Source organism: Kitasatospora sp. NPDC056446, from assembly GCF_042796115.1.
Lineage (GTDB): Bacteria > Actinomycetota > Actinomycetes > Streptomycetales > Streptomycetaceae > Kitasatospora.
The window spans coordinates 1-21,212 of sequence record NZ_JBHTRF010000098.1 but is presented as its reverse complement, the minus strand read 5'-3'; the positions used below and the strand labels follow the sequence as shown (position 1 = coordinate 21,212).

The 21,212-nt window shown below is 74.7% G+C and carries 20 protein-coding genes; 4 read left to right on the top strand and 16 right to left on the bottom strand.

Going from position 1 to position 21,212, the window contains the following annotated elements; all coding sequences use genetic code 11:
• Positions 1-78: 78 nt before the first annotated feature.
• Positions 79-1,083, top strand: coding sequence for an NADP-dependent oxidoreductase (locus ACFQ6N_RS36175; RefSeq protein ID WP_380658302.1), 1,005 nt, complete (start codon positions 79-81; stop codon positions 1,081-1,083).
• A 63-nt stretch (positions 1,084-1,146) separates the two neighbouring features.
• Here ACFQ6N_RS36175 and ACFQ6N_RS36170 read toward each other — a convergent pair whose 3' ends face one another.
• Positions 1,147-2,139: a sigma-70 family RNA polymerase sigma factor gene (locus ACFQ6N_RS36170; RefSeq protein ID WP_380658300.1), complete on the bottom strand. Its 993-nt coding sequence runs from the start codon at positions 2,137-2,139 to the stop codon at positions 1,147-1,149.
• A gap of 74 nt (positions 2,140-2,213) precedes the next feature.
• On the opposite strand from ACFQ6N_RS36170, the gene ACFQ6N_RS36165 reads away from it, so the two are divergent.
• Positions 2,214-2,903: an FMN-dependent NADH-azoreductase gene (locus ACFQ6N_RS36165; RefSeq protein WP_380658298.1), complete on the top strand. Its 690-nt coding sequence runs from the start codon at positions 2,214-2,216 to the stop codon at positions 2,901-2,903.
• 36 nt (positions 2,904-2,939) lie between these two features.
• On the opposite strand, the gene ACFQ6N_RS36160 is transcribed toward ACFQ6N_RS36165, so the two are convergent.
• From ACFQ6N_RS36160 to ACFQ6N_RS36150, 3 genes are all read right to left on the bottom strand, one after another.
• Positions 2,940-3,905, bottom strand: a complete 966-nt coding sequence (locus ACFQ6N_RS36160; protein WP_380658296.1) for a M48 family metalloprotease — start codon at positions 3,903-3,905, stop codon at positions 2,940-2,942.
• Between the two features lie 3 nt (positions 3,906-3,908).
• Positions 3,909-4,334, bottom strand: coding sequence for a BlaI/MecI/CopY family transcriptional regulator (locus ACFQ6N_RS36155; RefSeq protein ID WP_380658293.1), 426 nt, complete (start codon positions 4,332-4,334; stop codon positions 3,909-3,911).
• Positions 4,335-4,521: 187 nt separating this feature from the next.
• Positions 4,522-5,430 carry a DMT family transporter gene (locus tag ACFQ6N_RS36150; protein WP_380658290.1) on the bottom strand — a complete coding sequence of 303 codons (909 nt, stop codon included), beginning with the start codon at positions 5,428-5,430 and terminating at the stop codon, positions 4,522-4,524.
• Here ACFQ6N_RS36150 and ACFQ6N_RS36145 point away from each other — a divergent pair.
• Positions 5,429-6,883, top strand: a complete 1,455-nt coding sequence (locus ACFQ6N_RS36145) for a PLP-dependent aminotransferase family protein (protein ID WP_380658288.1) — start codon at positions 5,429-5,431, stop codon at positions 6,881-6,883. The two genes, ACFQ6N_RS36150 and ACFQ6N_RS36145, sit on opposite strands and share 2 nt — an antisense overlap.
• A 55-nt stretch (positions 6,884-6,938) precedes the next feature.
• Here the strand turns inward: ACFQ6N_RS36145 and htpX are convergent, their stop codons facing one another.
• The 11 genes from htpX to ACFQ6N_RS36090 form a co-directional block, all read right to left on the bottom strand.
• Positions 6,939-7,802 carry a zinc metalloprotease HtpX gene (htpX, locus tag ACFQ6N_RS36140; protein ID WP_380658286.1) on the bottom strand — a complete coding sequence of 288 codons (864 nt, stop codon included), beginning with the start codon at positions 7,800-7,802 and terminating at the stop codon, positions 6,939-6,941.
• Positions 7,803-8,033: 231 nt separating this feature from the next.
• Positions 8,034-9,587: an NADH-quinone oxidoreductase subunit N gene (locus tag ACFQ6N_RS36135; RefSeq protein WP_380658285.1), complete on the bottom strand. Its 1,554-nt coding sequence runs from the start codon at positions 9,585-9,587 to the stop codon at positions 8,034-8,036.
• A 59-nt stretch (positions 9,588-9,646) separates the two neighbouring features.
• The gene (locus tag ACFQ6N_RS36130; protein WP_380658283.1) at positions 9,647-11,227 is read right to left on the bottom strand and encodes a NuoM family protein; all 1,581 of its coding nucleotides are present in this window, start codon (positions 11,225-11,227) and stop codon (positions 9,647-9,649) included.
• Between the two features lie 56 nt (positions 11,228-11,283).
• Positions 11,284-13,362, bottom strand: coding sequence for an NADH-quinone oxidoreductase subunit L (locus ACFQ6N_RS36125; protein WP_380658281.1), 2,079 nt, complete (start codon positions 13,360-13,362; stop codon positions 11,284-11,286).
• Positions 13,359-13,733, bottom strand: coding sequence for an NADH-quinone oxidoreductase subunit NuoK (gene nuoK / locus ACFQ6N_RS36120; protein WP_380658278.1), 375 nt, complete (start codon positions 13,731-13,733; stop codon positions 13,359-13,361). The genes ACFQ6N_RS36125 and nuoK overlap by 4 nt, the downstream gene beginning before the upstream one ends.
• Positions 13,733-14,491, bottom strand: coding sequence for an NADH-quinone oxidoreductase subunit J (locus tag ACFQ6N_RS36115; RefSeq protein ID WP_380658276.1), 759 nt, complete (start codon positions 14,489-14,491; stop codon positions 13,733-13,735). Before ACFQ6N_RS36115 ends, nuoK begins: the two co-directional genes overlap by 1 nt.
• Complete coding sequence (locus tag ACFQ6N_RS36110; protein WP_380658275.1) at positions 14,488-15,069, bottom strand: NuoI/complex I 23 kDa subunit family protein; 582 nt, start codon at positions 15,067-15,069, stop codon at positions 14,488-14,490. Before ACFQ6N_RS36110 ends, ACFQ6N_RS36115 begins: the two co-directional genes overlap by 4 nt.
• Positions 15,066-16,025 (bottom strand): NADH-quinone oxidoreductase subunit NuoH, encoded by a 960-nt coding sequence (gene nuoH / locus ACFQ6N_RS36105; RefSeq protein WP_380658273.1) that lies wholly within the window; start codon positions 16,023-16,025, stop codon positions 15,066-15,068. The genes ACFQ6N_RS36110 and nuoH overlap by 4 nt, the downstream gene beginning before the upstream one ends.
• On the bottom strand, positions 16,022-17,086 hold the full coding sequence (locus ACFQ6N_RS36100) for an NADH-quinone oxidoreductase subunit C (protein ID WP_380658272.1): 1,065 nt from the start codon (positions 17,084-17,086) through the stop codon (positions 16,022-16,024). The genes nuoH and ACFQ6N_RS36100 overlap by 4 nt, the downstream gene beginning before the upstream one ends.
• Entirely contained in the window at positions 17,083-17,736 is a 654-nt protein-coding gene (locus ACFQ6N_RS36095; protein ID WP_380658271.1) for an NADH-quinone oxidoreductase subunit B, read from the bottom strand. The genes ACFQ6N_RS36100 and ACFQ6N_RS36095 overlap by 4 nt, the downstream gene beginning before the upstream one ends.
• Complete coding sequence (locus tag ACFQ6N_RS36090) at positions 17,727-18,143, bottom strand: NADH-quinone oxidoreductase subunit A (RefSeq protein WP_380658268.1); 417 nt, start codon at positions 18,141-18,143, stop codon at positions 17,727-17,729. The genes ACFQ6N_RS36095 and ACFQ6N_RS36090 overlap by 10 nt, the downstream gene beginning before the upstream one ends.
• 391 nt (positions 18,144-18,534) lie before the next feature.
• On the opposite strand from ACFQ6N_RS36090, the gene ACFQ6N_RS36085 reads away from it, so the two are divergent.
• Positions 18,535-19,704, top strand: a complete 1,170-nt coding sequence (locus ACFQ6N_RS36085) for a sensor histidine kinase (protein WP_380658317.1) — start codon at positions 18,535-18,537, stop codon at positions 19,702-19,704.
• Between the two features lie 127 nt (positions 19,705-19,831).
• Here the strand turns inward: ACFQ6N_RS36085 and ACFQ6N_RS36080 are convergent, their stop codons facing one another.
• Positions 19,832-20,962 carry a S1C family serine protease gene (locus ACFQ6N_RS36080; RefSeq protein WP_380658314.1) on the bottom strand — a complete coding sequence of 377 codons (1,131 nt, stop codon included), beginning with the start codon at positions 20,960-20,962 and terminating at the stop codon, positions 19,832-19,834.
• Between the last annotated feature and the right edge of the window lie 250 nt (positions 20,963-21,212).

Genomic DNA, 21,212 nt, shown 5'->3' with positions numbered 1-21,212 from the left:
ACCCGCCCGGCCCCGGCCCACCGAAACCGGCCCAGCCGTGCCCCTCCCCACCCGATCCCACCGTCCGGAGCGCCCACGATGTCCCGTCCCACCGCCCGCGCCGTCCACCTGGTCTCCCGCCCCGACGGCGCCGCGACCGCCGGGAACTTCGCCTACGTCGAGGAGGCCGTCCCAGCGCTCGCGGCGGGCGAGGCCCTGGTCGAGAACCTCTACCAGTCCGTCGACCCGTACATGCGCGAGGAGATGGACGAGGGCGGCTGGGCGCTGCACGCCCCGCTGGAGGGCCGCGCCCTCGGCCGGGTGGTGGAGTCCCGCGCCGACGCCCTGCCCGTCGGCACCCTCGTCCAGCACCGCCAGGCCTGGCGCACCCACTCGGTGGTCACCGCCGAGCGCGCCCAGCCGCTGCCCGACTTCGCGGGCGTCCCGCTCAGCGCCCACCTCTCGGTGCTCGGCGGCACCGGTCTGTCCGCCTGGGTCGGGCTGACCAGGGTCGCCCGGCTCCAGCCCGGCGAGACGGTCTTCGTCTCGGCGGCCGGCGGCGGTGTCGGCACCGCCGCCGGGCAGCTCGCCCGGCTGCTCGGCGCCGGACGGATCGTCGGCAGCACCGGCTCCGCGGCCAAGGCCGCCCGCCTCACCGAGCGGCTCGGCTTCGACGCCGCCTTCGACTACCACGACGGCCCGATCGCGGAGCGTCTGCGCGAGGCCGCCCCCGACGGGCTGCACGTCTACCTGGACAACGTGGGCGGCGACCACCTGGAGGCCGCCATCGGCGCCCTGCGCGACCACGGCCGGATCGCCTGGTGCGGCGCGGTCGCCCAGTACGACCACCTCCAGGACCCGCCGCCCGCGCCGCGCAACCTGTACGACGTGGTCGGCAAGAGCCTGCGGCTGGAGGGCTTCCTGGTGCGCAACCACCTGGACGCCCGCGCCGAGCTGTACGACTTCCTCGTCCCGCACCTGCGGTCGGGCGCCGTCGTCCCGGACGAGACGGTCGTGGACGGCTTCGACCGCGCGGTGGACGCCTTCCTCGGCATGCTGCGCGGCGCCAACACCGGCAAGATGCTCGTCCGGATCGCCGACTGAACCCGACCGAGCCCGCACCGGGCCCGCACCGGGCCCGGCCAGCCCCTGGTCTCGGCCGCCCGGTCAGCCCACCGGACCGACAGCCCCGCCGCCCGGCCGGTCCGGCAGCAGGGCCAGGTCGAGGGCAGCGAGCCGGGCCGGGTCGGCGACCACCTCGTAGCCGGCCACCCGGCCGTCCGCGACCGTCATCCGCAGCACCAGCCGCAGCCGCCCGTCCGGGGCGATCAGGATGCCGGGCGCCCCGTCCACCAGCGCCACCGCGCCGTACCGGGCCCGGCGTCCGAAGACCGTCGTCTCCCGCGCGACCGTCTCGGCGCCCCGGGCCACCGGGGGGCGGCCGGGCGGCAGCGCGGCCGGGTCGGCCCGGCGCACCACGTCCGGGGCCAGGACGGTCAGCAGCCCGGCCAGGTCCCCGTCCCGGGCGGCGGCCAGGAAGGCCTCCACCACCCGCCGGTGCCCGGCCAGCGGCATGGAAGGCAGCACGGCCGTCCCCCGCACCCGCTGCCGGGCGCGGCTGGCCAGTTTCTTGGCGGCCGCCGGGGTCCGGCCGACGATCGGGGCGATCTGCTCGAAGGGCACCGCGAAGCCGTCGTGCAGCACGAAGGCGACCCGCTCGGCCGGGCCCAGCCGGTCCAGCACCACCAGCAGCGCCCGGCCGACCGACTCCACCAGCAGCGCCTCCCGCTCCGGGTCCGCCCCGCCGCCGGCCGCGTCCGGCAGCGCCTCGCCGGTCGGCTCCTCGCGGCGGGCGGCGCGGGCCCGCAGCAGGTCCAGGCAGATCCGGGAGACCACCGTGGTCAGCCAGCCGGGCAGGTTGCCGATCTCCGCCGGGTCGGTCCGGACCAGCCGCAGCCAGGCCTCCTGGACGGCGTCCTCGGCCTCGCCCGTCGACCCGAGCATCCGCTGGGCGATCGCGCGCAGCCGGCCGCGCTCGGCCTCGAACCGCGCGGCCCACCCCTCCGCCGCCGGGCTCGCCCCGGCCGCCGCTGTCCCGAACGACGCCCGACCGGCCGCCGCCGCCCCTGCTGCCGCTCCCGCGATCCCGTCCCGGTCCATCGGTCACCTTTCCTCGGCCCGGCTCGTCACCGCTATGACGATCCGTCCTCCCCCGAGGTGACCAGGAGAACGCCATGACCTCCAGCACGCTGCTCCACCTGGACTCGAGCATCAGCCCGGCCGGCTCGGTCAGCCGCGCGCTGACCGACCGCTTCGCCACCGCCTGGCGCGCCCGGCACGGAGCCGCCGCCCGGTACCGGCACCGCGACCTCGCGGCCGACCCGGTGCCCGCGGTGGGCGCCGCCTACGAGGCCCTCGGCCGCCGGACCGAGCGCAAGGGACCGCTCCCGCCGGCCGACGTCGCCACCCTGGTCGACGGTCCGGAGGAGGCCCGCGAGTGGGCGCTCACCCGCCCGCTGATCGAGGAGCTCCGGGCGGCCGGCACCCTGCTGCTCGGCAGCCCGATGTACAACTTCACCGTCTCGACCGGCCTCAAGGCGTGGATCGACCGGGTCTCCTTCCCCGGTGTCTTCCTCGACCCGGACAGCGGTGAGCGGCTGCTGCGCGACACCCGGGTGGTGGTCGTCGCCGTTCGCGGCGGCGGCTACGGGCCGGGCACTCCGCGTGAGCACTTCGACTTCCAGCTCCCGTACCTGCGGGCGTACTTCGGCAACCTCGGGGTCCCTGCGGAGCACCTGCACGTGGTCACCGCCGAGCTCACCCGGGCCGCGGACATCCCCGCGCTGAACGGCCTGGAGCCGCTCGCCGCCGAGTCGCTCGCGGCGGCCGGGGAAGCCGTCGACGGGCTGGCCGCGACGCTGTGAACCGCCCGGCCGGGACTGCTCCCCGGCGAGGACGTCCTACAGCGGGGTGACGGCCTTCAGCACCACCAGCAGGGCCACCGCGGCGTTGAGCGCGCACAGCGCCGACGCCGCGGTACCGATCGCGGCGACCATCGCCGCCAGCCCCGCCGGGGTCTTGGCCGGCGGCCAGTTGCGGGCGGTCGGCACCGGCCCGAGCAGCGCGGCCACCCGGCGCGGCACCGGCCCGGCCGCCGCGGCCGCCGCGGTCGGGGCGGCGAAAGACGCGAAGCCGGGCGCCGGGGCGGCGTGCGAGACCAGCGCCGCCCGGGCCACCGCCCGTGCGGTGATCCGGCGGTCCCCCACGATCTGCGCCGAGTCCTCGTCCGCCCACCGCTCCGCGCTGTACGCCACCGCGTACTGCATCGGCCGCAGGAAGGGGTTGACGCAGGCGGCGAGCTGGGTGGTCAGCAGGTACCGGTGGTGCCGGTGGCGCAGGTGCGCCCGCTCGTGCGCGAGCAGCGCCTCCCGCTCGTCGGCGGCCAGGCCGTCCAGCATCCCGGTGGAGACCACCACCCGCCCGGGCGAGCCGGGCAGCGCGTAGGCGTACGGGCTGCGGTCCGGCAGCACCGCGAGGTCCGCGGACGGCCCCGGCCCCACGGGCAGCCCGGCCAGCGCCCGCCGGGCCCTGGCCCGTACCCGCAGGTGCCGCACGACCGTCCGGGCGCAGGCGAAGCCGACCAGCACCAGCAGCCACATCGCGGCCGTCCCGACCGTCTCGTGGTACGGCAGGGCGGCCCGGACCTCCGGGTCGGACCAGCTGTCCGGCAGCGGGTTGCCGGGGATCTGCGCGGTGCCCACGACGCCGATCAGACCGAGGCAGAGCACGCTGCACACCGCCATCACCGCGCTGATCACGGTCATCAGCCGGGCCGCACCGCGCGGGTGCAGGTGCTGCTCGGTCAGGCGCGCGATCGGGACCGCGGTGAGCGGCAGGATGAGCGGGAGGAAGACGAAGAAGCCCACGGGTCAGCTCTCACGGTCGGCCGCTGCCGGATCGGCGGACACCGCGTCGAGCAGCGCCCGCAGCAGGTCCTCGTCGTGCGGCAGCAGCGCGCTGACGAAACTGGCCAGGACGGCGTCCCGGTCCGCCTCCCCGTCGAGCATCCGGCGCATCCGCAGTGCGGCGAGGCCGGCGGCGTCGGAGGAGGCCTGCCAGAGGTAGGAGCGGCCGGAGCGGGTCCGGGAGACGGCGCTCTTGGCGTGCAGCCGGCTCAGGATGGTCATCACCGTGGTGTACGCCAGGTCGCCTTCCAGGCGTTCCTGGACCCATCCCGCGGTGGCCGGGCCGGGTGCCTGCTGGAGCACCTCCAGCACCTGCGCCTCCAGCTCGCCCTGGCCGCGTCGCCGGGCCGGCGCGTCCCCGACCGCCGGGGCGTGCCCCTCGTCTGCCATGACGGCCCACTCCCTCCGGATGCGGCGCCCGGACCGACGGGCACGCCCTCATCCTAACGAGCGCAGGGCTGCTCCGAACCGGTCACCGCGAGGGTTCGGGGGCGTACGGTCGGCGCCGCCCGGCGCATCGGCCGTACGGCCCCGGCCGCCGCTGCCCCCTCCGGCGCCCTCCGGCGCCCTCCCGCGCTCAGCTCCGGGCCCGCTGGGTGACGGCGATGCAGACCAGCACCGCCGCCGCCGTGACCGGCGCGGCAGCCGGCAGGTCCTCGCCGAGCAGCAGCACCGACCAGACCAGCGTCAGCAGCGGCTGCGCGAGCTGGAGCTGGCTGGCCCTCGGCACGCCGATCGCGGCCATCCCCCGGTACCAGAGCACGAACCCGCCGAACTGCGACACCGCCGCGATGTACACCAGCCCGACCACCGCCTTCGCCCCGAGCCGCACCGGCTCGGCGGCCAGGCCGAACCCCGAGGTCAGCAGCATCGCGGGCAGCGCGGCCAGCACCGCCCAGGCGATCACCTGGGCGCCCGGGAGGTCCCGGGAGAGCCGCCCGCCCTCCGCGTACCCGGCCGCGCAGACCAGCAGCCCGGCGAAGAGGAAGAGGTCGGCGACGGTCGGCCGGCCGTGGCTCTGCCACAGAGTGAAGGCCAGGACGGCCGCCGCCCCGGCCAGCGCGGCCGCCCAGAAGGCCCGGGAGGGGCGTCGGCCGGTGCGCAGCGCCGCGACCACCGCGGTGGCCAGCGGCAGGACGCCGATCACCACCGCCGAGTGGGCCGTCGAGGAGGTGCGCAGGGCCAGCGTGGTCAGCAGCGGGAAGCCGAGCACGCAGCCGCCGGAGACCACCAGCAGGCCGGGCCAGTGCCGGCGCTTGGGCAGCGGGGCGGCGGAGGCCAGCAGGTAGAGCGCGGCCAGCACTCCGGCCAGGACGCCGCGCAGCCCGGTCGAGGACCACGGGCCGAAGCCGGTCAGCGACCACGCGGTGGCGGGGAAGCTGAGCGAGAAGGAGGCCACGCCGAGGGCGGCGAGGGCGGTGCCGGAGGCCGCGCCGCGGTGAGGTGCTATCGCCGGCTGTCGGGTAGCGCTATCTTGTGTCGTCATGAACGAGCGTAGCAGTGTGGCCGAACTCGCCGACATCCTGCGACGGGAGGTCGAGCGCTACCCGGAAGGACGGAAGCTGCTCTCCAGCCGGGCGCTGACGGAACGCCACCAGGTCAGCCCGGTGACGGTCTCCCGTGCCATCGCGGTGCTCGTCGCCGAGGGGCTGGTGGTCTCCCGCCCGGGTGCCGGGGTCTTCCGGGCGGCCGCCTTCGCCGCGGCCCCGACCGCCCCCACCGCGCCGCCCGGCCGCACCGGCGACCTCTCCTGGCAGGAGGTCACGCTCAGCGCCGACTCCGGCCCGCGCGACCTGCTCGCCGAACCGGTCTTCGCCACCCTCCGGGTGCCGCCGCCCGACGTCATCGACCTCACCAGCGGCTACCCGCACGCCTCACTGCTGCCCGAACGCCTGCTCGCCACCGCCCTCGCCCGGGCCGGCCGCCGCCCCGGCGCCTGGAACCGCCCGCCCACCGACGGCCTCACCGAGCTGCGCGCCTGGTTCGCGCGCGACATCGGCGGCCACGGCGGGCCGATCGGAGCCGGGGACGTCCTGATCACCTCCGGCGGGCAGAGCGGGCTCACCGTCGCCATGCGCTCGCTCGCCGCACCCGGCTCGCCGGTCCTGGTCGAGTCGCCGACCTACCCGGGCATCCTGGCCGTCGTCCGGGCCGCCGGGCTGCGGCCCGTCCCCGTCCCGATCGACACCGACGGCGTCCGCACCGACCTGCTGGCCGACGCGTTCGCCGCCACCCGGGCACGGGTCTTCGTCTGCCAGCCGCTGTTCCAGAACCCCACCGGCGCGGTCCTCTCGCCCCGCCGGCGGGAGGAGGTCCTGCGGATCGCCCGCGCGGCCGGGGCGTTCGTGGTCGAGGACGACTTCGCCCGGCTGCTGGTCCACGCGGACGCCCCCGCGCTGCCGCGCCCGCTCGCCGCCGACGACCGGGACGGCGTCGTCGTGCACCTGCGCTCGCTGACCAAGGCCGCCTCCCCCAACCTCCGGGTCGGCGCCCTCACCGCCCGCGGCCCGGCCCTGGCCCGGCTGCGGGCCACCCAGGTGGTGGACAGCTTCTTCGTTCCCCGGCCGCTCCAGGACGCGACGCTGGAACTGGTCGCCGACCCCGCCTGGGCCCGCCACCTGCGCACCCTCGGCGCCGAACTGCGCGACCGCCGCACCGCCGCCGTCGCCGCCCTGCAGCGCGAACTGCCCGGTCTGCTCACCATCCACCGCCCCGGCGGCTACCACCTGTGGCTGCGCCTCCCGGAGGGCGTCGACGACGGCGCGCTCACCGCCGCCGCCCTGCGCCGCGGCGTCCAGCTCACCCCCGGCCGCCCGTACCACGCCGCCGAACCCCCGGCCTCCCACCTGCGCCTCAGCTACGCCGCCGCCGAGAGCCCGGCCCAGGTGGCCGAGGGGATCCACCGGCTGCGGCTGGCCTACGAGGAGACCACGGCCTGAGGAGGGGCCGGCGGCTAGCCCGGGGCGCCGGCCGGCGGGAATTGTCAGACACGCCTTAGCGGCCCTGCCCCGCCATCCGCTCCAGCCGGGCGATGCGCTCGTCCATCGGGGGGTGGGTGGAGAACAGCCTGGCGCCGGCCTCACCCGGGCGGAAGGGGCTGGCGATCATCATGTGGCTCGCCGTCTGGAGCTGCGGCTCGGGCGGGAGGGGGAGCCGGCGGGTACCGGCGTCGAGCTTGCGCAGGGCGCTCGCGAGGGCGAGCGGGTCACCGGTGATCCGGGCGCCGTCGGCGTCGGCCTGGTACTCGCGGGAGCGGCTGACCGCCATCTGGATCAGCCCGGCCGCGAGCGGCCCGAGGATCATGATGGCGAGCATCCCGAACAGCCCCGGCCCGTCGTCGTCATCGTCCCGGCCGAACGGGATCAGCCAGGCGAAGTTCACCAGGAACATCACCACCGAGGCGAGCGCCCCGGCGACCGAGGAGATCAGGATGTCCCGGTTGTAGACGTGGCTCAGCTCGTGCCCGAGCACGCCCCGCAGCTCCCGCTCGTCCAGGATCCGCAGGATGCCCTCCGTGCAGCAGACCGCCGCGTTGCGCGGGTTGCGGCCGGTGGCGAAGGCGTTCGGGGCCGGGGTCGGGGAGATGTAGAGGCGGGGCATCGGCTGGCGGGCGGAGGTGGAGAGCTCACGCACGATCCGGTACAGCTGGGGCGCCTCGAACTCGCTGACCGGCCGGGCCCGCATGGCGCGCAGCGCGATCCGGTCGCTGTTCCAGTAGGCGTAGGCGTTGGTCCCGAGGGCGACCAGCAGGGCGATCACTAGGCCGGTGCGGCCGAAGAAGCTGCCGATCACCAGGATCAGCGCGGAGAGGCCGCCGAGCAGGACGGCGGTCCTCAGTCCGTTGTGCCGGCGGTGCACGTCAGGCCCTCCAATGGCGCGGTGGGGAAGCCCTTTCTGCCTCGTCCCTCCTGCCCGGTCAACGGGCGGGGCCGGGGACCTTGTTCCCTTGTGACGGACGTGACACCGGCGCGACACCGGGCCGGCGGCCCGCCGCTCCTCCGCACCCGGGGCCGCACCGGGTCGTACACGGGGCTACACCCGGCCGCACCCGGCCACGCCGCCTCGGGCCCGGCCCGGCCGGGCACCCGGTCAGAACAGCGAGCCGCCCGCGACCTGGAGGACCAGCTGGGGTGCCACCGACAGCACCACCGCCACCGAGGCGGTGAGCCCCAGCGTCGCGGTGAGGGTCGCCGGCAGCCGGGGCTCGGCGCCGGCCCCGGGGGTGGCACCCGCCGGCTGCTCGGCCGCCGGGGCGAACAGCCCCGCCGTCCACCGCAGGTAGTAGTAGAGGGCGACGACCACGTTGACGGCCATCACCACGGCCAGCCAGCCCAGCCCGGCGTCGACGGCCGCGCGGAAGACCACGACCTTGCCGAACAGACCGATCACACCGGGCGGCAGCCCGGCCAGGCAGAGCAGGAAGAAGGCCAGGGCCAGCGCCGTCCAGCGGCGGCGGGCGAACAGGCCGCGGAAGTCGTCCACGCTGGTCCCGGCCCGGCGGCCGACCGCCGCGACCACCCCGAAGGCGCCGAGGTTCACCACGCCGTAGATCAGCGCGTACGCGGCGGTGGCGCCCAGCGGGTCGGACCCGGTGGGCGCGTAGCCGGCGGCGGCGAGCGGCACCAGCAGGTACCCGGCCTGGCCGACGGAGGACCAGGCGAGCAGCCGCACCGCGCTGTACCGGGTGTCGAAGCGCTGGCGCAGCGCGCCGACGTTGCCGACGGTCATGGTGACGGCGGCCAGCACGGCGAGCGCCAGGCCCCAGGTGTGCGCGTACGGGCGGAAGGCGATGGTGGTGGCGAGCGCGAGCCCGGAGAGGCCGGCCGCCTTGCCGACCACCGAGAGGTAGCCGGCCACCGGCAGCGGGGCGCCGGTGTAGGTGTCGGGCACCCAGAAGTGGAACGGGACGGCGGCGACCTTGAACGCGAAGCCGACCAGGGTCAGCACCGCGCCCGCCTCGGCCAGCGGCCTGAGCTGGGCGGGGGCGTGCTCCAGGCCCTGGGCGACGGCGCCGAGGTGCAGGCTGCCGCTCGCCGCGTAGACGAAGCCGATGCCGAGCAGCATCACGGCGGTCGCGGTGACGGAGGAGACGAAGAACTTGAGCGCGGCCTCGGCCCCCCGGCCGTCCCGGCGCAGCGCGACCAGGGCGAAGGCGGGCAGCGAGGCGACCTCCAGCGCGATCACCAGGGTGGCGAGGTCCCGGGAGGCGGGGAGCAGGGCGGCGCCGGTGGCGCTGGAGAGCAGCAGGAACCAGTACTCGCCGCGGGGCAGCTTCTCGTCGTCGACCGTGTGGGCCGACAGCAGCGCCGCGATCAGCGCGCCGCCGAGGGCGAGCAGCTGGAAGACCAGGGCGAAGTGGTCGGCGACGTAGGAGCAGCCGGCGTTGTCAGTGCCCCCTGCTACGTTCTGCACACAGAAGGTCGCTCGGGGTGATCCACCGGTGAGGGGGAGGAGTGCGATGAGTGCGAGGGCGAGTCCGGCCGCGGCGAGGCGGCCGAGCCACTTCTTGTGCCGCTCGGGCAGGAACAGGTCCGTGACCAGCACGGCGAGGGCGGCCACGGCGGCGATCAGCGGGGGCGCGAGCGCCACCCAGTCCACGGACTGGATCAGGCTGCCCGGGTTGGCTACGGCGAGGGAGGTCACAGTGTGCTGCCCCGTGGAGTGAGGTCCGAGTGCGGCGGTCTGGGCGGCGGCGAGCACGGTCAGCCACCCCCGAGGAGGTGCTTGACGGCGGGGTTCGAGAGGCCGAGCAGCAGCGCGGGCCAGAGGCCGGCGAGCAGGGTGAGCGCGGCCAGCGGCATCCAGCTGACGGCCTCGTACGGGCGCACGTCGGCGACTTCGGCCACTGACGCGGGCTGCTCGGGGTCGCCCATGCAGACGCGCTTGACGACGATCAGCAGGTACGCGGCGGTGAGGAGGGTGCCGAGGCCGGCCAGGACCATGTAGGTGACGAAGGCGGGGCGTGACAGGCCCTCGGCCGGGTCGAAGGCGCCGAACATGGCGAGCAGCTCGCCCCAGAAGCCGGCCAGGCCGGGCAGGCCCAGGCTGGCGACGGCGGCGAAGGCGAGCAGCGCGCCCAGTCGCGGCGCCCGGCCGTACAGGGCGGCACCGGTGGCGCCGGAGAGGGTGTCGAGGTCCGCCGTGCCGTAGCGGTCCTTGAGCGCTCCGACGACGAAGAACAGCAGGCCGGTGATCAGGCCGTGGGCGATGTTGGCGAACAGCGCGCCGTTGACGCCCACCGGGGTGAGGGAGGCGACGCCGAGCAGCACGAAGCCCATGTGGCCGACGGAGGAGTACGCGATCAGGCGCTTGAGGTCGCCCTTGGCGCCGGAGCGCGCGAGCGCCAGACAGGCCAGTGATCCGTAGACGATGCCGACGGCGGCGAACGCGCCCAGGTAGGGGGCGAGCGTGGTGGTGCCGTCGGGCACGACCGGGAGGAGGACGCGGACCAGTCCGTAGGTGCCCATCTTCAGCATCACGCCGGCGAGCAGCACCGAGCCCACCGTCGGGGCGGCGGTGTGCGCGTCGGGGAGCCAGCTGTGCAGCGGCCAGGCGGGGGCCTTGACCGCGAGCCCGACCAGGATCGCCAGCGCGGCGATCACCTGGGTGGTGTGGCTCAGGCCGCTGCCGTGCGCGGCGGCCAGGGCCTGCATGTCGAAGGTCCCGGCCTTGCTGCCGATCAGCAGGAAGCCGAGCAGCATCACGGCCGAGCCGAGCAGCGTGTAGAGGATGAACCGGTTGGCGGCCGGCGCCTTCGCTCCGCTCCCCCAGCGGGCGATCAGGAAGTACATCGGGATCAGCACGATCTCGAAGGCCAGGAAGAAGAGCAGGAGGTCCAGCACCGCGAAGGTGGCGAGCATGCCGACTTCGAGGAGGAGGAACAGCCCGACGAAGGCCTGCGCGGACGGACGGCGCTCGTCAGGGGCCCCGCCCCCGGCCGGGCCGTTCGGCAGCCGCTTCTCCGAGTACAGCGCGCAGAGGAAGGTGAGCAGCGCGGTCAGCACGATCAGCGGCAGCGAGATACCGTCCACGCCGAGGTGGAGGCGCACGTTCAGGGCCGGGATCCAGGACACGTCGGTGGTGGCCTGCATCCGGGCGGGTTCGTCGTGGTCGAAGCCGGCCGCGAGGGCGACGGTGAGCAGGAGCACCGCGCCGGTGACGACGGTGTTCAGCCGCAGCGCCCGCCGGTCGGCGGCCGCGCGGTCCGGTCCGAAGACCGGCGCCAGGGTGAGCGCGGCGCCGAGCAGCGGCAGCACCAGGAGGGCGATGAGGACTGCGTTCATCGGGGGCTCCTACGTGCGGCGGTCGAGGGGACGGAGGTGGAGGAGAGCGGCACCGGCTACACCGCCACCAGGACGGCCAGCAGGACGACACCGGCCAGCAGGGCGCTGAGGTACGTCTGCGCGTTGCCGGTCTGGGCGAGCCGGACGGCCCGGCCGAGCAGGTTGGCGCCCGCTCCGCTGCCGCGCACGTAGGTCTCCACGACCTCGCGGTCGAGGAAGCGGACCAGTCGGGCGGCGGCGAGGACCGGGCGGACGAACAGCGCGTGGTACAGCCGGTCGACGCCGAAGCCGTGCCGGGCCGGGCCGAACAGCGGGCCCAGCAGGGTGCGCCCGGGGTCGGCGACGATCACCTCGGCGGCCGGGGCCCCGGCCTGCTCGGGCACCCGGCCCACGGCTCCGGCCGGGGCCGGACGGCCGGTGCCCAGCCGGGCGGTCGCCGAGCGCCAGGCGCCGTAGGCGGCGAGCACGCCGACCAGGGCGAGCCCGGTGCCGGTGACGGCGGTGACCCCGGAGGGCCGCAGCGAGCCGCCGTCGAGCAGCGCGGGCAGCCAGTCCGAGCGCAGGCCGGCGACGCCGAAGGCCATGGTCGGGACGGCCAGGACCCAGAGCGGCCAGCGCATCGCGGGCGGTTCGGCGGTGGCCGGATCGGCCTCGTCCGGCTCGGGCGAGTAGGGCGCGTCCGCCTCGGGCCCGGCCGGAGCGACGGCGGTCGCCGAAGCCGCAACCGCAACCGCAGCCGCCGAAGCGGTCGCCGGTACGGCCGTGCCGGTCGGGCTGTGGAAGGCGACCAGGAAGAGCCGGGCCGCGTACGCCCCGGTGAGCAGCGCGGTGAGTCCGGCCGAGATCAGCACGATCCACCCGGCCGCCTGCGGCACCGCCGAGGCGGGGCCGAGCCCGTTGGTGAGCGCCTCGCCGTTGGCGGCGTGCTCGGCGGCGGTCAGCACCGCCTCCTTGCTGAAGAAGCCGGAGAACGGCGGCAGCCCGGCCAGGGCGACCAGCGCGATGCCCGTCGTCCAGTAGGCGTCCGGGACGCGCTTGCGCAGCCCGGGGATCCGGGACATCGCGGAGATCGAGTTGGTGTGCGCGGCGTGGATCACCACACCGGCCGCCAGGAACAGCAGGGCCTTGAACGCGCCGTGGCTGACCAGGTGGAAGACGGAGGCCTCGCGGTCCCCGGTGGCCAGCGCGCCGGCCATGTAGCCGAGCTGGCCGACGGTGGAGTAGGCGAGCACCCGTTTGAGGTCGTCCTGGGCGAGCGCGCACAGGGCCGAGCCGATCATCGTCACGGCGGCCATCACCGCGAGCACGACCAGTGCCGCGCCCGACAGCAGGAACACCGGCAGCAGGCGGGCGACCAGGTAGATGCCGGCCGCGACCATGGTGGCGGCGTGGATCAGCGCGGAGACCGGCGTCGGGCCGGCCATCGCGTCGGGGAGCCAGGTGTGCAGCGGGAACTGCGCGCTCTTGCCGGCCACCCCGGCGAGCAGCAGCAGCGCGACCAGCGTCGGGTGGCCGAGCCTGCCCTCGGTCGCGGCGGCCAGCACGTCCGGGATCCGGAAGCTGCCGGCGTCCGCGGCGAGCAGGAAGATCCCGAACAGGAAGGGGACGTCGCCGAGCTTGGTGACCAGGAAGGCCTTGAGCGAGGCCGAGCGGGCGTCCGCGCTCTCCCAGTGGTGGCCGATCAGGAAGTACGAGCAGAGGCCCATGACCTCCCAACCGACCAGCAGCACGATGAGGTCGCCCGAGTAGACCACCAGGAACATCGCGGCGGTGAACAGCGAGACCAGCGCCGCGTACGAGGGGTAGCGCGGGTCCTTCGCCAGGTACGCGGTCGAGTAGACCTGGACGCAGGTGGCGACCAGGCCGACCAGCACCGAGATCAGCGAGCTGAAGCCGTCCAGGTGGAGGGCGAGCGCGATGTCCGGGCCGCCGGTCGGGGTGAACCGGGTGGCCGCGTCGAGGACCTGGCCGGTGCCGAGCTGGAGGGCGACCACCAGGGCGAGCACGGCCGAGACGGCGACCGGGACGATCGCCAGCGGCCGGGCCAGCCCGGGCGCCTTCTTCCCGACGGCCAGGGTCGCGGCCGCGCCGAGCGCGGGCAGCGCGGGGACGAGTACGGGCAGGGCGAGGTTCATGCGGCGGCCTGGCCCTTCAGCGCCTCGGCTCCGACCGGCGCCTCCTCGGCGGCGAGCGGCTCGGCCGGGTCGCCGAGCACGGTGGCCCGGTCGATGTCCGCGGTGCCCCGGGCCCGGAACAGCAGCAGGACGATGGCGAGCCCCAGGCCGATCTCGGCGGCGGCGACGGTGATGGTGAACAGGGTGAGCGCCTGCCCGGCGTGCAGCGAGTCGCGCAGCCAGGCGTCGAAGGCGACCAGGTTGAGGTTGACGGCGTTGAGCATCAGCTCGACCGAGATCAGCACCAGGACGGCGTTGCGCCGGGCGAGCACGCCGTACACGCCGACGCTGAACAGCAGCGCGGCGAGGACGACGGGGTAGGCGAGGTGCATCAGCTCTCCTCCGACGCGGACGACCCGGACGACGCGGACGAGGCAGACGAGGCAGACGAAGCGGCAGCCCCGGCAGACTCAGCGGCCTCAGCGGCCTCCGGAGCGGTGCGGGGCGCGGTCGCGGCGACGGTCCCGTTCGACCCGACCGGCCGACCGGCCCGGATCCTGCCCGCCCGGGGAGCCGGCACCCGCCGCCGGTCCCCGCGCGACAGCACGATCGCGCCGACCAGGGCCGCCAGCAGCAGCACGGACAGCGCCTCGAAGGGCAGCACCCAGTTCCGGAACAGGCTGGCCCCGGTGACGGCGGCCGAGCCGCCACCCCCGCCGAGGTCGATCCAGGAGGTCCGGAAGGCGTCGACCACCAGCGTGACCAGGGTCCCGGCCGAGGCCAGCGCCACGACCAAGGCCACCCAGCGGTTCTTGGAGTCGGCGTCCGGCGAGCGTCCGATCGGCGCCTTGGTGAGCATCAGCCCGAACAGCACCAGCACGACCACCGAGCCGAGGTAGATCAGCACCTGCACCCAGGCGATGAACTCGGCCGTGAGCAGCAGGAACTCCACCGCCAGCCCGCCGAGCGCGACCACCAGCCAGAGCGCGGCGTGCACCAGCTGCTTGGTGGTGACGGCGACCAGGGCCGAGCCGAGCACCGCGATGCCGACCAGCAGGAAGACGATCTCCTGCCCGGTCGGGGACAGGAACGAACGGGCGGCCGGCTCCAGGGAACCGGTCGCCGCGAGCAGCGTGGCAGTGGCACTCATGCGTCGTCACCCGTCCCTTCCGAAGCTTCCGAGGCCGCAACGGCAGCGGCAGCGGCAGCAGCGGCAGCCAGCTTGTCCGCCGCCTTGCGCGCGGTGGCGATCTCCTTGGGGTCCTCGGCCGCCGGGTCCAGCGCCGGCGGCGCCGGCACGGTCCACATCCACTCGCGGAGCTTCTCCCGCTCGTGGGTCAGCTCGTGGATGTCGGTCTCCGCGTACTCGAACTCCGGCGACCAGAACAGCGCGTCGAAGGGGCAGACCTCGATGCAGATCCCGCAGTACATGCAGAGCGAGAAGTCGATGGCGAACCGGTCCAGCACGTTGCGGGTGCGGGCCCGGGCGTTCGGCTCGGCGGCGGGCAGCGTCTCCTTGTGGGAGTCGATGTAGATGCACCAGTCCGGGCACTCGCGCGCGCAGAGCATGCACACCGTGCAGTTCTCCTCCAGCAGTGCGATGACGCCGCGCGAACGCGGCGGCAGCACCGGCTGGACGTCGGGGTACTGCGCCGTGACGGTCTTCTTCGTCATCGTCCGCAGCGTCACGGCCAGGCCCTTGGCAAGGCCGACACCGGGGAAACTCATGAGATCGCCACCTTGATGATGCCGGTGAGGGCCAGCTGGACCAGCGCGAGCGGGATCAGCACCGTCCACGCGAAACGCATCAGCTGGTCCTCGCGCAGACGCGGGTAGGTGACCCGCAGCCAGATGACCACGAAGGCCAGCGCGAAGGTCTTGAGGATCATCCACAGCCAGCCGAGCTGGTCCGACAGCGGTCCGTGCCAGCCGCCCAGGAAGAGCACCGCCGTCAGCGCGGACACCACCAGGATGCCGACGTACTCGGACAGCAGGAACAGGGCGAAGCGCAGACCGGTGTACTCGGTGTACGCGCCGAAGATGATCTCCGAGTCGGCGACCGGCATGTCGAACGGCGGGCGCTGCAGCTCGGCCAGACCGGCCGTGAAGAACACGAACGCGCCGATGACCTGCCAGGGCAGCCAGTACCACTGCCAGGAATCGACGATCCCGGGCAGCGAGAGCGTGCCGGCGGCCATCGCCACCGAGGCGGCGGCCAGCACCATCGGCAGCTCGTACGACATCAGCTGCGCGGCCGTGCGCAGGCCGCCGAGCAGCGAGAACTTGTTCGCCGAGGCCCAGCCGGCCATCAGCTTGCCGATCACGCCGACGCCCATCACGGCCAGCACGAAGAACAGCCCGGCGTCGACCGCCTGGCCGACGAAGCCGTTCGGGCCGACCGGGATCGCCAGCAGCACGAAGAGGTACGGCAGCAGCGAGACGGCGGGCGCCAGCTGGAAGATCCGGCGGTCCGCCCCGGCCGGGACGATGTCCTCCTTCTGCGCGAACTTCACGCCGTCGGCGACGAGCTGCGCCCAGCCGTGGAAGCCGCCCGCGTACATCGGGCCGAGCCGGCCCTGCATGTGCGCCATGACCTTGTGCTCGGTCTGGCCGATGACCAGCGGGAAGACCAGGAAGACGACCAGGGTGGCGACGCAGCGCAACACCGTGTCGAGCAGGTTCACGCGCCGTCTCCGTCCCGGTCGGCCGGGTCGGCCGCCGTCTCGTCCTTCTGCGCCGGCCCGACCGGCTCGGCCCGCTCGGCCGACTCCGTCGGCTCGACGGGCGGGGCCGGCGTCTCGGCCGGCTTCCCGTCCGAGGGCTTCTCCTCGTGGGCCGGCACCGGGTTGTGCCAGGGCGCGTCGGAGGACGCGGGCCGCGCGGGCGCCGGGCGCTCCGCCTTCGGCTCGTCGGCCGCCGGACCGGCACCGGCAGCACCGGCAGCAGCAGCCTCCGCCGCCTGGCTCGCGGACCCCGCCGACACCGAGCGCGTCCGCCGGGGCCGGTCCACCCGCACGGGCGCCCCCTCAGCGGCGGCGACACCGGCGGCGGCACCGGCAGCGGCACCGGCAGCGGCGCCCGCGGCAGCACCGGCACGGGCGGCACCGGCCGCCCGGGGCGTGCGCGCCGCCGCGCCCGCCGCCCGCGCACCGCGCGCGGGCCGCTCGGCGACCGGCGGCAGGGTGCCCTTGAGCGGCCCCCACTCGTTCGGGTCCGGCACGCCGGCCGGCTGCATCTTGCGCCGGGCGGGCCCGTCGCCGTGGTCCGACTCGCCCGGCTCCTTGGCCCCCGGCCAGGCCTTGGCGACCCGGGCCGCGAGCACGAACTCCTTGCGCAGCGGGTACCCCTCGAAGCCGTCCGGCAGCAGCAGGGTGACCAGGTGGGGGTGCCCGGGGAAGTCGATGCCGAACATCTCGTGGGTCTCGCGCTCGTGCCAGCCGGCCCCGGCGTAGACGGAGACGGCGGTCGGCAGCGCCGCCTTGTCGCGCGGCACCCTGGTGCGCAGCGCGAGGTGCCGGACGCCCGGTGCCTCGACGGCGGCCAGGTGCGCGACCACGGAGAAGCCGTCGGCGAGCTCGTCGACGGCGCTCAGCCAGTCGAAGAAGCCGAGGCCGAGGACGTCACGGGCGTTGGTGAGCGCCTCGATCCAGTTCTCGGCCGGCACGTCGACGGTGATCAGCCCGTACGCCTCGGCGCCGGTCGCCCACTCCCCGACCGACGCCGCGCACTGCTCGGCCGTGGTCACGAGACCCCTCCATCGTTCGAGGACCCGGCGGCGGGCCCCGCCACCAGCGGACGGCGCAGCGCCGCCGCGGGCGCGGCGTAGCGCTCGGGCAGGGACTCCTCGGCGATCTTCTCCTGGAGCTTGAGGATGCCCTGGAGCAGCGCCTCGGGCCGGGGCGGGCAGCCGGGCACGTAGACGTCGACCGGGATGATCTGGTCCACGCCCTTGGTGACGGAGTACGAGTCCCAGTAGGGGCCGCCGGAGTTGGAGCAGGCGCCGAAGGAGATGACGTACTTCGGCTCGGGCATCTGCTCGTAGAGGCGCTTGACGGCGGGCGCCATCTTGTCGGTGACCGTGCCCGAGACGATCATCAGGTCGGCCTGCCGGGGGCCGGGCGCGAACGGGATGACACCCATCCGGATGAAGTCGTGCTTGGCCATCGAGGCGGCGATGAACTCGATCGCGCAGCAGGCCAGGCCGAAGTTGAAGCACCAGAGGCTGTAGCGGCGGCCCCAGTTGAGCACCACCTTGACCGGGTCCGGCGCGAGCCGGGCCAGCGGGCCGATGCCGCGGCGCTCGACCGCGCCGGGGCGCGCCGGGTCCGGCAGGCCGAGCGGGACGGGACCGCCCTGGTCGCCGTGCGAGTGCGAGTGGGAGTGCGTCACGTCCATTCCAGAACGCCCTTCTTCCAGGCGTAGAGCAGCCCGACCGCGAGGAAGCCGATGAAGAGGAACATCTCGATCAGCGTTCCGGCCCCGTACCCGGCGGTGGCGAAGACGGTCGCCCACGGGAACAGGTAGATCGCGTCGACCGCGAAGATCACGTACAGGAAGGCGTACACGTAGTACCGGACCTGGGTGTGCGCCCAGTCCTCGCCCACCGGGTCCACACCGCACTCGTAGGCGAGGAGTTTCTCGGGCGAGTGGACCACCGGCCGCAGCAGCCGGTTGGCGGTGAACGCCACGGCGACGAACAGCACCCCGACGACGGCCAGCAGGCCCATCGCGGCGTACGCGTCGAAGTAGCCGCTGCCGGCAGCCGGGTCGGCCGCGACGGCAGCCGCGTGCTGCCCCTCCATGCCTTCGCCTCCACCTCGGACGTGGACCCGCCCCTCAAGGCAGTTCTACGACGTTTCCTCGCACGGTCACAACCACGATCGCAACCATGGCCAATGCGTGAGTCTAAGGGGACGCCCCGGCTCCACCCGAACCCTGCCCGTTCCGCAAGACGCCCCGTGGACACTCCGGCGCGGGGCCCGGCGGCCGGTCCGGCGGCGGGCCGGGGGTGGGCCGGGGGTGGGCCGGGGGTGGGGATAACCCCCGGCCGGGAAGATGTATCACCCCCATGGCACCCACCGCCCCCGGTTCGGGAAGCTTGGGTCCAGCCGCACGATCGAAGAAGGAGGGTGGATCCGGATGAAGCCGCTGCACCGCCGCGCCGTGGACGCCGTCAAGGAGCAGGACGCCCGGATGGAGCGCCCACCGCTGTACGGCGCACGGATGTGGCGCCAGGCCGGGCAGTTGCTGCTGAACCTGCCGCTCGGCATCGCGGGCTTCGTCCTCGCCGTCGCGACGGTCTCGGTCGGCCTGGGGCTGTCGATCACCGTGATCGGCCTGCCGATCCTGGCCGGCGGGCTGGCCGCCCAACGCTCCCTGGGCGTCCTGGGCCGCCGCCGGGCGCGGTTCGCGTACGGCTCGGCGATCGACGAGCCGGAGCCGGTGCGCCCGCGCCGGCCGGGCGCGGTCGCCTTCACCATCGCGCACCTGACCGACCTGCTGAACTGGCGCACCGTGCTCTACAACGTGCTGATGCTGCCGTGGGGCATCCTCAGCTTCACCCTGACCGTGGTCTCGGTCGTGGTGCTCTGGCCGGTGCTGCCCTGGGTGGTCCGCGGCATGGCGGCGACCGACCGGATCCTGATCGAGTCGCTGCTCTTCCCGGGCGCGCTGGCCGAGCGGGTGCGCGAGCTGGAGGACGACCGCGGCACCGTGGTCGACACCGCCGCCGCCGACCTGCGCCGGATCGAGCGCGACCTGCACGACGGCGCCCAGGCCCGGCTGGTCGCGCTGGCGATGGACCTCGGCATGGCCAAGGAGCGGCTGCGCGAGGTGGAGAGCGAGGAGGACATGGCGGCCGCCGCGAGGATGGTCGACAACGCGCACGGCGAGGTGAAGCTGGCGCTCCAGGAGCTGCGCGACCTGGCCCGGGGCATCCACCCCGCCGTCCTGACCGACCGGGGCCTGGACGCCGCGCTGTCCGCGGTGGCGGCCCGCTGCACCGTCCCCGGCGGGGTCCGGGTGAACGTCGACCTGACCGGTCCGGACGGCGAGCCCGAGCGCCCGGACTCGGCGGTCGAGGGGATCGCCTACTTCACCGTCAGCGAGCTGCTGACCAATGTCTCCAAGCACGCCGGCGCCCGTACCGCCGCGGTCGACGTCTGGCGCTCGGACGACCAGCTGATGGTGCTGGTCCAGGACGACGGCAAGGGCGGCGCCGCCCCCTACCCGGGCAGCGGCCTGGGCGGGCTGGCCGAGCGGATCCGCGCGGTGGACGGGGTGTTCCTGGTGGAGAGCCCGGAGGGCGGCCCGACCACCGTCACCGTCGAGCTGCCCTGGCGCACCCACACCGCCCGCCGCTGACCGCCCGGCACGGCAGCGGCGCCGGGCCCCCGTCGAGGCAGTGACGGGGGCCCGGCGCCGGTCCGGTACGGCGCGGCGGCCCGCGGAACCCTTGCACGGCGTGCGGTCCGACGGCGCCGTACCGGGGCTACGGGGTTTCCAGCGTGCCCAGGGTGACGTCGGCGGTCTTGCTGTTGCCGTCCCGGGTGTAGGTGACGGTGGCCTTGCTGCCGGGGGTGAGCGAGGCGAGCGCGGTGGTGAGCGCGTTCAGCGAGTCGACCTGGGTGTCGCCGATCTTGGTGATGACGTCGCCGGGCTGCAGCCCCGCGGAGGCGGCCGCCCCGCCCGGGCTGACCGCCACGATGACCGCCCCGGCCGGCTGGAACTGCTGGTTGAAGCTGGTCCGGGCGGTGATCCCGAGCGCGGCGCGACCGGAGTTGGTGACCTTGCCCTGCTTGATCAGCTGGTCGGCGATGCTGGTGATGGTGGACGCCGGGATGGCGAAGCCGATGCCGGGGGCGGCCGCGCCGTTGGCCTCGGGCTCGGTCGCGGCGAGCGTGTTGATCCCGATCACCTGGCTGTCCAGGTTGACCAGCGCGCCGCCGCTGTTGCCCGGGTTGATGGCGGCCGAGGTCTGCACCATGTTGCTGATGGTGGCGCCCGGCGAGGTGCCGCCCCGGGGCTCGGAGACGGTCCGGCCGGTGGCCGAGACGATGCCCTGGGTGACACTGCTGGAGAGCCCGAGCGGGCTGCCCATGGCGAGGGTGATCTGGCCGAGCTCGACCTTGCCGGAGTCGCCGAACGCGGCGGGCTTGAGCCCGCTCGGCGGGCTGGCCAGTTTGATCACCGCGAGGTCGGAGTCGGGGTAGCTGGCGACCAGGCTGGCGTCCAGCGCCTTGGTGCTGTTGGCGAGGGTCACGGTGAAGGTGGTCGCGGTGCCGACCACGTGGGCGTTGGTGACGATGTCGCCCTTGTCGTCGTAGACGATCCCGGAGCCGAGGCTGTCGCCGGTGGTGATCTGCACCACCGAGGGCAGCACATCGGCGATCACCTTCTGGTACGCGTCCTGCAGCTGGTTGCCGCTCTGCGCGGGGGCCGAGGAGGCCTGCTTGGTGCCGGAGGAGGAACCCGCCGAGGGCGAGGACGGCGGTGACGCCGAGGAGGACGAGCCGCTGCTGCACCCGGCCAGGGCCAGGGCCGCCGCCAGGACGACCGCGACCGTCGCCGGCAGCCGGGTGCGCGCGGCCCTGGGGCCGGTCGGCCGGGGCCCGGCCGGCAGGGGGCGGGCGTGTTCCTTCTTACGGGTCACCTGGCTGCCTCCGATTCGTCACCACGCCGGGGGCGCGGGGCTGAGAGCACGGAAATCTTTGTCAGCATTTCACCGATTTGTCCGCTTTGCTGGCCGGACTCGCCCGACGAGTGGATCCGGGACGGGCCCTAGTGTCCTGAGTCGGGAATTCGCTTCAGATATCCGGCGAGGCGTTCGAGGATCTCGTCGGCGGTCTTGGTCCACACGTAGGGCTTCGGGT